14 protein-coding genes and 1 pseudogene are annotated in these 12773 nt (G+C 71.1%); all 15 read left to right on the top strand.

The features are described from left to right. Positions 1–110: pseudogene (locus tag ACYVAQ_RS17660) on the top strand (pyridoxal 5'-phosphate synthase lyase subunit PdxS); the annotation flags it as partial. 45 nt (positions 111–155) lie between these two features. Beyond that, positions 156–776, top strand: coding sequence for a hypothetical protein (locus tag ACYVAQ_RS17655; protein ID WP_460791745.1), 621 nt, complete (start codon positions 156–158; stop codon positions 774–776). A gap of 10 nt (positions 777–786) precedes the next feature. Further along, entirely contained in the window at positions 787–1470 is a 684-nt protein-coding gene (locus ACYVAQ_RS17650; protein ID WP_460791744.1) for a hypothetical protein, read from the top strand. Continuing rightward, positions 1467–2864 carry a hypothetical protein gene (locus tag ACYVAQ_RS17645; protein ID WP_460791742.1) on the top strand — a complete coding sequence of 466 codons (1398 nt, stop codon included), beginning with the start codon at positions 1467–1469 and terminating at the stop codon, positions 2862–2864. Before ACYVAQ_RS17650 ends, ACYVAQ_RS17645 begins: the two co-directional genes overlap by 4 nt. Further along, positions 2861–3739, top strand: coding sequence for a S26 family signal peptidase (locus ACYVAQ_RS17640; RefSeq protein WP_460791741.1), 879 nt, complete (start codon positions 2861–2863; stop codon positions 3737–3739). The genes ACYVAQ_RS17645 and ACYVAQ_RS17640 overlap by 4 nt, the downstream gene beginning before the upstream one ends. Further along, on the top strand, positions 3705–4280 hold the full coding sequence (gene pdxT / locus ACYVAQ_RS17635; protein WP_460791740.1) for a pyridoxal 5'-phosphate synthase glutaminase subunit PdxT: 576 nt from the start codon (positions 3705–3707) through the stop codon (positions 4278–4280). Before ACYVAQ_RS17640 ends, pdxT begins: the two co-directional genes overlap by 35 nt. A 55-nt stretch (positions 4281–4335) precedes the next feature. Then, positions 4336–5103 (top strand): YebC/PmpR family DNA-binding transcriptional regulator, encoded by a 768-nt coding sequence (locus tag ACYVAQ_RS17630; RefSeq protein WP_460791739.1) that lies wholly within the window; start codon positions 4336–4338, stop codon positions 5101–5103. 49 nt (positions 5104–5152) lie between these two features. Then, complete coding sequence (locus tag ACYVAQ_RS17625; RefSeq protein ID WP_460791738.1) at positions 5153–6463, top strand: hypothetical protein; 1311 nt, start codon at positions 5153–5155, stop codon at positions 6461–6463. Positions 6464–6546: 83 nt separating this feature from the next. Next, positions 6547–7068, top strand: a complete 522-nt coding sequence (gene ruvC / locus ACYVAQ_RS17620; protein WP_460791737.1) for a crossover junction endodeoxyribonuclease RuvC — start codon at positions 6547–6549, stop codon at positions 7066–7068. Continuing rightward, positions 7065–7661: a Holliday junction branch migration protein RuvA gene (gene ruvA / locus ACYVAQ_RS17615; protein WP_460791736.1), complete on the top strand. Its 597-nt coding sequence runs from the start codon at positions 7065–7067 to the stop codon at positions 7659–7661. The genes ruvC and ruvA overlap by 4 nt, the downstream gene beginning before the upstream one ends. Continuing rightward, positions 7661–8740 carry a Holliday junction branch migration DNA helicase RuvB gene (gene ruvB, locus ACYVAQ_RS17610; protein ID WP_460791734.1) on the top strand — a complete coding sequence of 360 codons (1080 nt, stop codon included), beginning with the start codon at positions 7661–7663 and terminating at the stop codon, positions 8738–8740. Before ruvA ends, ruvB begins: the two co-directional genes overlap by 1 nt. Positions 8741–8836: 96 nt before the next feature. Beyond that, positions 8837–9199 carry a preprotein translocase subunit YajC gene (gene yajC / locus ACYVAQ_RS17605; protein ID WP_460791733.1) on the top strand — a complete coding sequence of 121 codons (363 nt, stop codon included), beginning with the start codon at positions 8837–8839 and terminating at the stop codon, positions 9197–9199. Positions 9200–9207: 8 nt separating this feature from the next. Further along, the gene (gene secD, locus ACYVAQ_RS17600; protein ID WP_460791732.1) at positions 9208–10950 is read left to right on the top strand and encodes a protein translocase subunit SecD; all 1743 of its coding nucleotides are present in this window, start codon (positions 9208–9210) and stop codon (positions 10948–10950) included. Continuing rightward, on the top strand, positions 10950–12212 hold the full coding sequence (gene secF / locus ACYVAQ_RS17595; RefSeq protein ID WP_460791731.1) for a protein translocase subunit SecF: 1263 nt from the start codon (positions 10950–10952) through the stop codon (positions 12210–12212). Before secD ends, secF begins: the two co-directional genes overlap by 1 nt. 5 nt (positions 12213–12217) lie before the next feature. Continuing rightward, positions 12218–12760 carry an adenine phosphoribosyltransferase gene (locus ACYVAQ_RS17590; protein ID WP_460791730.1) on the top strand — a complete coding sequence of 181 codons (543 nt, stop codon included), beginning with the start codon at positions 12218–12220 and terminating at the stop codon, positions 12758–12760. Positions 12761–12773: the final 13 nt, after the last annotated feature.

The following is a 12773-nucleotide window of genomic DNA, read 5'->3' as shown; positions in this document are numbered from 1 at the left end:
ATGACCCGGATGTGATCGCGAAGGTGTCGCGGGGTCTGGGTGAGGCGATGGTGGGGATCAACGTGGACGAGATCCCGCAGCCGCACCGCCTCGCCGAGCGCGGCTGGTGAGCTAGCAACTCCTCAACCGGTCCTTCTGCCCGCCGATAGGTGGGCATGAAGTCCCACCGCCGACGCCGCGTCGCGCCACTGATCTGGATCAGTGGCGCGCTGGCAGCGGTGCTGCTGATCCTCGGTGTCAACGGCACGTTGTCCAGCTGGACCCGGGCGATCATCACCAACGACACCAACACGGTGCAGGCGGCGAATTCGCTGGTCCTGCAGGAGTCCGGTCCCAACAGCGCGGTCTGCAGCTCGACCGACGGTGGGGGAGTCGGCAACAGCTACACGTGCTCGACCATTGACAAGTACGGCGGCACCGCGTCCCCGCTCGCGCCGGGCGACCACCAGAGCGTGACCGTGACGCTCACGAACACCGGCACCATGACGGGGTCGCTGACGCTCGGTCCCGGCACCTGTGCGAAGTCGGTGGGCAGCCCCACCGCGACCGTCGACATCTGCGACGTCGCGACCGTCACGATCGCGTGCACCGCACCGAGCGGCCTGGACACGACGGCGACCCCGGTCGCGCTCTCGTCCTTCGCGAACCAGACCGTCGCCACGCTGAACGCCGGCGACTCGACCGCCTGCACCTTCGACGTCGCGATGCCCGCGACCGCGTCCGCGCAGATCGGCGGGCAGGTGGCGACCCAGCCGTTGGTCTGGACGCTGAGCTGAGGAGTCGGTCGTGGCACAGCACGCAGCACGACGTCGTCGCCTTCCCGGCCCGCGCAGCCTCCTGCTCGGCGCGTGCGCGCTGGCCGCCGCCCTGCTCACCCTGAGCGTCAACGGAACGCTGTCGGACTGGGCCAGCGCGGTCCTCAACAACAGCACCAACACGGTGGCGACCACGACGGCCGTGATCCTGCAGGAGGTCGGGCCCGACGGCACGGCCGGCCACGTCTCGCAGACCTGCCGCTCGAGCGACGCGGCCAGCAACGCCGCCACCTGCACCACGATCAACAAGTACGGCGGCACGACCTCCCCGCTGAGCCCCGGCTCGAGCCAGGTGACCGACGTCGTCTTCACCAACCTCGGCGCCGCGAACGCGACGAGCTTCGTGCTGACGCCCGGGACCTGCTCCTCCACTCCCTCGAGCGGTACGCCGACCCCGAACAACCTGTGCACCACCGACCTCACGGTGGCGGTCAGCTGCTCGAACGGGGCGACGTACGCCGGCGGCTCGGCCTGGACCGACCTCGTGTACGCCGCCGGGGCGGTCACCAGCATGGGCACCCTGACCCACGCCGCGGGCCTGGCCTCGGGCACATCCGCGACCTGTCGGATCACCGTGACGCTGCCCGCGAACGCCTCGGTGCTCGACCAGGGCCTCACGCTGAGCCAACCCCTGAGCTGGACCCTGAACAAATGAGCCGCGGGCGGCACCGGCGGCGGCACCGCGGGCCGGGCCGCTGGATCGCCGCGACGGCCGCCCTCGCACTCGCCGGGCTGACCTGGGGCACCACCACGACCTTCTCGGGATGGGCCGCCGGTGCCCTGACCAACACCACCGACAGCGCCGCGATCAGGACCCTCGCGGTCACCCACTCCTATCCGGGCGGACCCTGCGTCGGCGGCCCTCGCACGGCGAGCGTGACCTGCCCGCCGGCACTCGCCCCGTCCTCGAGCCCGCCGGCGAGCTCCTCCGACTCGATCACGAACAACAGCGCCGCCATCGCCCAGAGCCTCACGGCGTCGTCGTGCGCACCGGTGCGTTTCCTCAACAACCAGCAGACGACGGACCCGATGCTGCCGCGCAACACCGTGGCCTTCCAGCAGACGGACCCGTGGGGGAGCGCGGGCGCCGCGACGTTCAGCGGCTCGGGCTACGCCACCGACCTCGTCGGCACGTCCGGCAGCGGCCTGCTCGGGCTGTTGTCGAACAGCTACAGCGTCGGTGTCTGGTTCAAGGCCTCCGACGCGCAGGGCGGCGGGCTGGTCAGCCTCGACTCCAGCGCCTCCAACGCGACCTCGGCCACCGGCAACCCGATGGTCTGGCTGGACACGGCCGGCCACGTGAGCTTCTCGGCCAACGGCACGCTCGGGCTCAACGTCACCGGCACCAGCCCGGCGACGTACGCCTCGGGGTGGCACTTCCTGGTGCTGACCGTGGACACGACCGGGGTCGTCACGCTGACCAAGACCCTGAACCTGTACGTCGACGGCGCCCTGGTGAAGACCGCGTCGGGCCTGACCCTGCTGACCAGCACCACCGGCATCTGGCACCTGGGCTGGGCCGACTTCACGAGCCTGACCGCGCCGACGTCGGCGTACTTCCACGGCTCACTGGCGGGCGGCTTCGTCAACCAGTCGTCGGTGCTGACCGCCGGCCAGGTGAGCACGCTCTACGGCAGCGCGTCCGCGACGGCGTACCGCACGACGCTCGCGGGACAGAGCGGGACGGCCTCGATCTGGATGCTCGGCGACGACGGAACCACGACGTACGCCGGCACGCTGCCCGGCCCGATGACCGACCCGTGCGGCCAGGTCAACGTCGCCCTCGCCTTCGCGAACCCGGCGGCCAGCATCGCCTCGACGAGCCTCAACGCCTTCGTCAGCGGCGGCAGCAGGTCGATCGCCGCGCCCGCGGCCGGTGCGACCCAGAGCCTCACGGTCAGCACCACGAAGGCGGCCGGCTACAGCAACGACATCGCCGGGCTGCACCTCTACGTCCCGATGACCTTCACCTACGGCACGAGCCCGGCGACCGGCTGGGCGATGGCGATGCAGTGGTCGGGCGACCCGAAGGACGTGTTCCTCGGATGAGCCGCCGGCTCGTGGCTGTCGCGCACTGGCTGCTGCTCGCCGTGCTCCTGGCGACGGTCGCCAGTGCGGGTGCGTGGCGAGCGACCGGCGGGCGCTGGGAGCGCGTCGAGACCGCCTCCATGGGGACGACCGCGCCGGTCAACACGCTGCTCTGGGTCGAACCGATCTCCTTCGACCGGCTGGCGGTCGGCGACTTCATCACCTTCCACCCGCCCGGTCACCCCGACCTCACCTACAGCCACCGCGTGGCCGCGATCGACGCCGACGGCACCGTCGAGACCCAGGGGGACATCACCGCACGCGACCCGTGGCACCTGACGCGCGGCGACCTGGTGGGGAGGGTCGTGATGGCCTGGAAGGGCGTGGGCTGGCTGGTCGTCGCGGCACCGGTGCTGCTGGGCGGTGGGCTGCTGCTCTGGGCGCTGGTGTGGTGGGTGCGCGACCGCACGTGGCGGCTGCCCGTCGCGATCGTCGGCGGTGCGCTGCTCCTCAGCGTGGCGATCGTCGTCTACCGGCCCCTGATCCGCGCCGATCAGCTGGGCTTCGGTCCGGTGGACGGCGGGGCGCGGGCGACGTACGTCTCGACGGGGCTGGCGCCGATCCGCGTGGTGGCCTACCGCGGAGCCCACGTCGACCTGCGCGACGGGCAGGTCGGCTCGGTGACGATCACGCGGAAGGACCCGACGGGCCGGTACGGCGTCGCGGTGCACCCGCGCCTGCCCCCCTGGTGGTGGCTGGTGATCGTGGTGGTCTGCTTCCTGCCCGCGCTGTGGACGCTCGCCATCGGGCGGCCGGACCGGCCCGATCCTCACCACCGGCCCACTCATAGAATGGCCGATCGTGCCCTCGATCGGAGTCTTCGCCCTGCAAGGTGACGTCCGCGAGCACCTCGCGGCCCTGACCGCACTCGGTGCCGACGCCTTCACCGTACGACGCCCCGAGGAGCTCGAGCGCTGTGACGGTCTCGTGCTCCCGGGCGGTGAGTCGACGACCATGTGGAAGCTCGCCAAGGCCTTCGACCTGCTCGACCCGCTGCGCGAGCGCGTCCGCGACGGCCTCCCGACGTTCGGCACCTGCGCGGGCATGATCATGCTCGCCGACCGCATCGTCGGCGGCACCCCGGACCAGGAGACCATCGGCGGCCTCGACGTGACCGTGCGACGCAACGCCTTCGGCCGCCAGGTGGCCTCCTTCGAGGACTCCCTGACCGTCACCGGGCTCGCCGACCCGGTCCACGCGGTCTTCATCCGTGCACCCTGGGTGGAGCAGACCGGGCCGGACGTCGAGGTGCTCGCCACCGCGATGGACCACCCGGTCGCCGTACGCCAGGGCCACCTGCTCGCCACCTCGTTCCACCCCGAGGTCGACGGCGACGGGCGGATCCACCGACTCTTCCTCGATCTGCTCCCCGCCTGACGGCGTGGATAGGATCGCGGGGTTCGTCGTACGGGTAGGGAAGTAGGGAACGGAAATGTCTGGCCACTCCAAGTGGGCAACCACGAAGCACAAGAAGGCCGCGATCGACGCCAAGCGCGGCAAGCTCTTCGCGAAGCTGATCAAGAACATCGAGATCGCCGCGAAGATGGGTGGCCCCGACCCCTCCGGCAACCCGACCCTCTTCGACGCCATCCAGAAGGCCAAGAAGCAGTCGGTCCCCAACAAGAACATCGACTCCGCGGTCAAGCGTGGCGGTGGCCTCGAGGGTGGCGGCGTCGACTACGAGACGATCATGTACGAGGTCTACGGGCCGCAGGGTGTCGCGCTCCTCGTCGAGTGCCTCACCGACAACCGCAACCGCGCCGCGATGGAGGTCCGCACCGCGGTCACCCGCAACGGCGGCACGATGGCCGACCCGGGCTCGGTGTCGCGACTGTTCGACCGCAAGGGCGTCGTCGTGGTCGCGAAGTCGCAGGAGGGCAAGGAGGTCGACGAGGACGCCGTCCTCGAGGCCACCCTCGACGCGGGTGCCGAGGAGGTCAAGGACCTCGGCGACAGCTTCGAGGTGCAGTCCGAGCCGGGTGACGTCGTCGCGGTCCGCACGGCCCTGCAGGACGCCGGCATCGACTACGACTCCGCTGAGGTGCAGTTCGTGGCCAGCCTCGACATACCGGTCGCCGAGGCGGATGCAGCCGCCAAGGTGTTCCGCCTGGTCGACGCGGTCGACGACCTGGACGACGTGCAGAACGTCTTCACCAACGCCGACATCCCGGACGAGGTCCTCGAGGCGATCGACGCCTGAGCCGGGCCTCGGGGTTTCCCGGGATGTGCCATGCGGGAATGGCGGGACCATGACCGTTGCACACCGCCGATCCGGCGCACTGATCTCGCTGCTCAGCACCGCAGTGCTCGCAGGGTTCGGCCTCGTGGGCGCCAGCCCGTCGCACGCCGCGGCGGCCGCGCCGACGTGCGCGGGCCGCACCGCCACGATCGTCGGGACCGACGGCCCCGACAGGCTGACCGGGACGCCCGGTCGCGACGTCATCGTGGGCGGTGCGGGAGACGACGTGATCTCGGGGATGGGCGGGAACGACCTGATCTGCGGGGGAGCCGGTGCGGACCGGCTGTTCGGCGGCGCCGGTGCGGATCGGCTCCTCGGCGAGGACGGCGACGACACCCTGCGCGGTGGACTGGACCAGATCAGCTTCGACGGCGAGAGGAGCTCCTTCCGCACCGGCGACCGCCTCGTCGGCGGTGCTGGGGACGACGTCCTCGATCCGGGCCTCGACACCCGCAAGACCGACTTCGCCGGGTATGACGTGGTGTCGTACGCCGGCTCTCCCGCCGGCGTACGCGTCGATCTCACGAAGGCGACGCTGTCCACCCCGGGCACGGCGAGCGGCGACGGCTCGGACACCATCGTCTGGGGGCCGGGCATGGCGGTGGAGGGTTCGGCGTACGCCGACACGCTCCTCGGCTCGGCCGGTCGGGACGTGCTGCTCGGCCACGCGGGCGACGACCTGATCAGGGGAGGAGCCGGCCGCGACGAGCTGGTCGCCGACGACATGCCGCAGGCGGCGGCCGACGCGGATCGGGTGTACGGCGGGCCCGGCAACGACGACCTGACCAGCTACCGCGGCAGCGACCTCCTCGACGCCGGCGCGGGCGACGACCGGGTCTCGGCCCTGGCCGGCATCGACGAGATCTACCCGGCTGCCCCGGTGACCGTGCGCGCCGGGACGGGCAACGACACGGTCACGCTCGAGTTCGGCGCCCACACCGCCACGGTCACCGGCTCGTCGGTCAGGGGAGGTACTGGCCGCGACGAGGTCATTGCGTACCTCGACCGTGGCACGGGGTGGGCGGTCGACAACGTCGCCGGCACCCTCGCCGCCTCGATCGGCGACGTCCGCCAGACGATGGACCTCGACGGCTTCGAGCGCTTCTCGTTGATCGGTCGGCCGATCGCGTTCCGCGGTTCGTCGAAGAGCGAGTTCCTGCGCGTGTTCCCCCGGGTGACCGCGCACATGGGTGCCGGTGACGACCGCGTCGAGGGCGGCTCCGGCCCGGATCGGATCGACGGCGGCGCGGGCAACGACACCGCCGACGGCGGCCCGGGGGCTGACACCTGCGTCCGCGTCGAGCACCGCACCAGCTGCTGACACCTCCCTGCGTGTCGGCGTGCGCGCGCGCCGCACCGCCGTCTAGTGTTGCGAACAGACGTTCGAAGTGATGGAGGTGCGACGTGCGCGTGCTCGGCATCGACCCCGGCCTGACCCGCTGTGGTCTGGGCGTGGTCGACGGCACGGTCGGCCGTCCGTTGACCCTCGTCGACGTCGGCGTGGTGCGTACGCCGGCCGACTGGTCGGTCCCCGAGCGGCTCGTCTACATCGAGAAGGGCATCGAGGCCCGGCTCGACGAGCACCGGCCCGACGCGGTGGCGATCGAGCGGATCTTCGCGCGGTCCGACGTCTCGACGATCATGGGCACCGCCCAGGCAGCCGGCATCGCCATGGTGTGCGCGGCCCGGCGCGGACTGCCCGTCGCGCTGCACACCCCGAGCGAGGTCAAGGCCGCCGTCTCCGGCAGCGGCCGCGCCGACAAGGCCCAGGTCGGCGCCATGGTCACCCGCATCCTGCGTCTGGACGCGATGCCGAAGCCGGCCGACGCGGCCGACGCGCTCGCGCTGGCCATCACCCACATCTGGCGCGGCGGCGCCCAGGCCCGGATCGACGCGGCGATGGCCGCAGCGAGGAGCAACCGATGATCGCCTTCGTCCGCGGGAAGGTCGCCGACCTGACCCTGTCCAGCGCGGTGGTTGAGGTGGGTGGCATCGGCCTGGAGCTGATGTGCACCCCGGCGACGCTGGCCGGGCTGCGCACCGGCCAGGAGGCCACGCTGCCGACCAGCATGATCGTGCGCGAGGACTCGATGACGCTCTTCGGCTTCGCCGACGAGGACGAGAAGGCCATCTTCGAGCTGGCCCAGACCGCCTCGGGCGTGGGGCCGAAGCTGGCGCAGGCGATCGTCGCGGTCCTCTCGCCCGACGGTGTCCGCACCGCTATCGCGACCGAGGACGTCAAGACGCTCACCAAGGTGCCCGGCATCGGGCAGAAGGGTGCGCAGCGGATCATCCTGGAGCTCAAGGACCGGATCGGGACGCCGGTGGGCGGCGGCTCGCCCGTCGCCGTGCCGGCGGGGGAGCCGTGGCGCGACCAGGTGCTGCAGGGCCTGATCGGGCTCGGCTACAACACCAAGGAGGCCGAGAAGGCGGTCGAGGCCGTGAGTGACGAGGCCGCCTCCGGCGTACCGAACGTGAGTGCGCTGTTGCGCTCCGCCCTGCGAGCCCTGGCACGCTGATGGGCTTCCACGAGGACGAGCTCACCGAGGCGGAGGAGACCCACCTCCGGTCGCTGACGGCCGCTGAGGCCGACGGGGACGAGCGTGCCGTCGAGGCCGCGCTCCGACCCCGGACCCTCGACGAGGTCGTCGGGCAGACGCGCGTGCGCGACCAGCTCGGCCTGGTGCTCGAGGCGGCCAAGCAGCGCGGTCGCACACCCGACCACGTGCTGCTCTCCGGTCCGCCGGGCCTCGGCAAGACGACGCTGTCGATGATCATCGCGGCCGAGATGGGTGCCGCGCTGCGGGTCACCAGCGGGCCTGCGATCACCCACGCGGGCGACCTCGCCTCGATCCTGTCGGGGCTCAACGAGGGCGACGTCCTGTTCGTCGACGAGATCCACCGCATGTCACGGCCCGCGGAGGAGATGCTCTACCTCGCGATGGAGGACTTCCGGGTCGACGTGGTGATCGGCAAGGGGCCGGGGGCGACCGCCATCCCGCTCGACATCCCGCCGTTCACCCTGGTGGGCGCCACCACGCGGGCCGGCCTGCTGCCCGGCCCGCTGCGCGACCGGTTCGGCTTCACCGCGCACCTGGAGTTCTACGAGCCGGCCGAGCTCGACCTGATCGTCCACCGCTCGGCGGGCCTGCTCGGCGTCGAGCTGACCGACGAGGGCTCGGCCGAGATCGCCTCGCGCTCCCGGGGCACGCCCCGCATCGCCAACCGGCTGCTGCGCCGGGTCCGCGACTTCGCCCAGGTCCGCGCCGACGGTCTCGTGACGCGCGCCGTCGCCGAGGCCGCGCTGGACCTCTACGAGGTCGACCAGCTCGGTCTCGACCGCCTCGACCGCGCGGTCATCGACGCGCTGTGCCGTCGGTTCGGCGGTGGCCCGGTCGGCGTCTCCACCCTGGCCGTCGCGGTCGGTGAGGAACGCGAGACCGTCGAGGAGGTCGCCGAGCCGTTCCTGGTCCGCAACGGCTTCCTGGCACGTACGCCGAGGGGGCGGATCGCCACGCCGGCGGCCTGGCAGCACCTCGGGCTGACCCCGCCCGTCGTACCGCCGGATGGTGGGGATCCCACGCTCTTCTCGGAGTGAGCCCGCGCCGAACAGGTCCGATTGCGGGACGGGCGCGCCCTGCTGGCTATGCTTGCCCGTCGGTTCAGCGCTCCACCCGGGAGAAGGTCCAACAACATGCAGCAACTGCTCGGCTGGCTGCCGATCCTGCTGATCGCGGTCGTCTTCTGGCTGCTGATCATCCGGCCGGCACAGCGCCGCCAGACCGCCACTCTCTCGATGCAGAAGGGCGTCGAGGTGGGCGATGACGTCGTGCTCACCTCCGGCATCTTCGGCACCGTCGTGGAGCTGACCGACGACCACCTCGGCGTCGAGGTCGCCGAGGGTGTGACGCTGCGCGTGCTGCGCGGCGCCATCGCGTCCACGGTCCACCAGGACGAGGCGGACGACCGCGCCGACGGTGAGCACGACGAGCCCGAGGCTGACGACAACGCGACCTCCGACAACGACGACGTCGTCGCTGTCGAGCGAGAGGACTGACACCTTCCATGGCGGCACGACGCCACCGGCCCGGCCGGACGCTCATCATCTTCTTCCTCGGCATCGCCGTGCTCTACGGACTCGCGGCACTGACCGGCACCTGGAAGCCGGCGCTCGGGCTGGACCTGCAGGGCGGCACCCAGATCACGCTGACCGCCACCAAGACGCCGTCGAAGGCGAACCTGGACGAGGCACGCTCGATCATCGACCGCCGCGTCAACGCCTCCGGCGTCACGGAGGCCTCCGTGACGACCCAGGGCAACAACCACATCATCGTGTCGATCCCGAAGTCGACCAGCAACGCGGCGCAGCTGGAGGAGACGGCCAAGCGCCAGGCGGTGCTGCGGTTCCGGATGGTCGCCTGCCCGGTCATCGACGCCAACGGCAGCACCACCTCGTCGCCGTGCGACAGCTCCGGCGGCTCCTCGGTCCTGGGCGGCAACGGTCGCCCGGCGCCGGCCTTCGGCAAGGTGGCCGCGAAGCCGACGACCAAGCCGACGGCCAAGCCGACCGGCAAGGCCTCGCCGTCAGCGACCGCGTCGGCCACCCCGCTGGCCACGTCGTCGGCGACGGCGGGCGGCAACAGCGGCTCCGGGTCCGCCGACCCCAACTCCGCCCAGGCGATCATGGACTGGACCGCGTCCCCCGATGCGGCCGCCATCGCGGAGTACAACAAGCTCGCCTGCAGCGCCCAGGGTGAGCTGGTCAACCAGGACGGCTCGCCGGCCAAGATGCCGGACGAGCCGAACCAGCCGCTGGTTGCCTGCGAGGGATCGCAGAAGTACCTGCTGTCCCGCTCGGTCATCGAGGGCACCGAGCTCACCGACGCGCGGGCCGAGGTGCCGCAGAACCAGATCGCCTGGGAGGTCGCCCTCACCATGGGCAACGATCGCTCGAAGGCGTACCCGCCCGGCAGCGCCGGCGCCGAGGACGACTTCGCCACGATCACCAAGAAGTACGCCAACACCGGCCACCAGTTCGCGGTCGTCCTCGACGGCCAGGTGATCTCGGCGCCGACCATGAACGCCGTCATCACCGACGGCCGGTCCACGATCCAGGGCAACTTCACCGAGGAGTCGGCCCAGTCGCTGGCCACCAGCCTGAAGTATGGCTCGCTCCCGATCGCCTTCGAGCAGCCGAGCACGGAGACCATCGGTCCCTCGCTGGCGGGCAACCAGCTCCACGCCGGTCTGCTCGCGGGCGCCATCGGCCTCGCGCTGGTGATGCTCTACTGCCTGCTCTACTACCGCGGCCTGGGCCTGGTCGTCGTGGCGTCGTTGTTCGTCGCCGCCTCGATCACCTACGCCATGGTGCTGCTGCTCGCGAAGGGTGCCGGCTTCACGCTCACCCTCCCGGGCATTGCGGGTCTGATCATCGCGGTCGGCATCACGGCGGACTCGTTCGTCATCTTCTTCGAGCGCATCCGTGACGAGATGCGTGAGGGCAAGTCGATGCGGGTCGCGGTCGAGTCCGGCTGGCACCGCGCTCGCATCACCCGACTCGCTGCCAACACCGTCTCGGTCCTGTCTGCCGTGGTCCTGTACGTGTTCGCGAGCGGCGTGGTGAAGGGCTTCGGCTTCGCGCTGGGCCTGTCGACGCTCGTCGACCTCGCCGTGCTGTTCTGGTTCACCAAGCCGATGGTCTCGTACCTGGCGCAGTTCAAGGCGTTCAACTCCGGCCGCAAGTGGTCGGGTCTGAGCCGTGAGACGCTCGGCATGGACACTCCGCGTACGGCGGGAGGGGAGGCCTGATGGGCAAGATGTCCCGACTGGGCAACGACCTGTACCAGGGTCGCAAGTCCATCGACTTCGTCGGCAAGCCCTGGCTCTGGTACTCCGTCTCCCTGACGCTCGTCACCGTCGCGCTGCTCTCCGCTTTCGTCTTCAAGCCGCTGCACTACGGCGTGGAGTTCAAGGGCGGCACGACCATCTCGGTCAACGTCGGAGCCGGCAACGCCACGCAGGCGAACGCCGACAAGCTCCAGACCGACATCGGGAACGCGCACATCCAGAACGCGGGCCAGCCGGTGGTCACCACCGCTGGCGACAAGGCGCTCAGCGTCCAGGTGGAGAGCCTCAGCCCGGCTCAGCAGCAACAGGTCGGCGCGGTCATCTTCAAGGACTTCCCCCAGGCCGGCAGCAGCGTCGACGACCTGTCGATCAACTCGATCGGTCCGAGCTGGGGCAAGGAGGTCGCCAACCGCGCCGCACTCGGTGTCGCGATCTTCCTGATCCTGGTCGTGCTGTTCATCTGGTTCTACTTCCGCGAGTGGAAGATGTCGGTCGGCGCCATGGTCGCCCTCGTCCACGACTGCGCGCTCACCATCGGTGTGTACGCCCTCTCCGGGTTCGAGGTCACCCCCGCAGCCGTCACCGGCCTGCTCGCGATCCTCGGCTTCTCGCTCTACGACACGGTGGTCGTCTTCGACAAGATCAAGGAGAACACCACCAAGCTCCGCACCAAGACGCAGACGTACGGCGATGCCGCGAACCTCGCGGTCAACCAGACCCTGGTCCGCTCGATCAACACCTCGATCGTCGCGCTCATCCCGATCGGCGCCATCCTCTGGGTGAGCGCCGTGATGCTGGGCGCCAGCACGCTGAAGGACCTCGCGCTCGCGCAGTTCGTCGGCATGGGCGCCGGCGTCTACTCCTCGGTGATGCTCGCCCCGCGGGTGATCGTGCACCTCAAGTCGCGCACCTCGGAGGAGCAGGAGCGCGCGAAGAAGGCCGCCCGGGCCCGCAAGGCCCAGGTCGACCGCTACGCGTCCGTGCCGGCGTTCGCCGAGGACATGCCGCTCGTCGACCCCGACGCCCCGGGAGCCTCGGGTGCCTCCGCGGCCCGCTCGGCCGCTGACGGGCAGGCGGCCCCGGTGGCCTCGCGTCCCGAGCCGAAGACCTCGGCGATGGGCAAGGGCCGCACGCTGCCGACGCAGCACCGCCCCGTCGGCGAGAGCGGCTCGTCGGGTCGCAGCCAGCCGGAGCGCAAGCCCCGGTCGAAGCGCGGCAAGTAGCGCCGATGCCCGAGTCGTCGATCGACGTACTGCAACGGCTGGTGCGGGACGTCCCCGACTTCCCGCAGCCCGGGGTGGTGTTCAAGGACATCATGCCGCTGCTGGCCGACCACGAGGGCTTCCGCACGGTCGTCCAGGCGCTCGCGGACGCCGGCCGCGACGCCGGCGGCGAGGTGGTCGTCGACAAGGTGATCGGCATGGAGTCGCGCGGGTTCATCCTGGGCGCGCCGGTCGCCCTCGCGCTCGGGGTGGGCTTCGTCCCGGCCCGCAAGCCCGGCAAGCTGCCGGGGGAGACCCACGCGGTCTCCTACGCGCTGGAGTACGGCGAGGCGACCCTCGAGATCCAGTGCGATGCGCTGCGGCCGGGCGACCGGGTGCTCGTCGTCGACGACGTCCTCGCCACCGGTGGCACGGCCCGCGCCACCTGCGAGCTGGTCGAGCGGGCCGGCGCGACCGTGCACGGGATGGCGTTCCTGATGGAGCTGTCGTTCCTGCCCGGCCGAGAGGCGACGACCGGACGCGACGTCACGTCGCTGCTGACGGTGTGATCCCCGTGCGTCT

Source organism: Nocardioides maradonensis, from assembly GCF_054777115.1.
The sequence above is the reverse complement of the archived record's forward strand: the minus strand, read 5'-3'. Positions and strand labels throughout refer to the sequence as shown.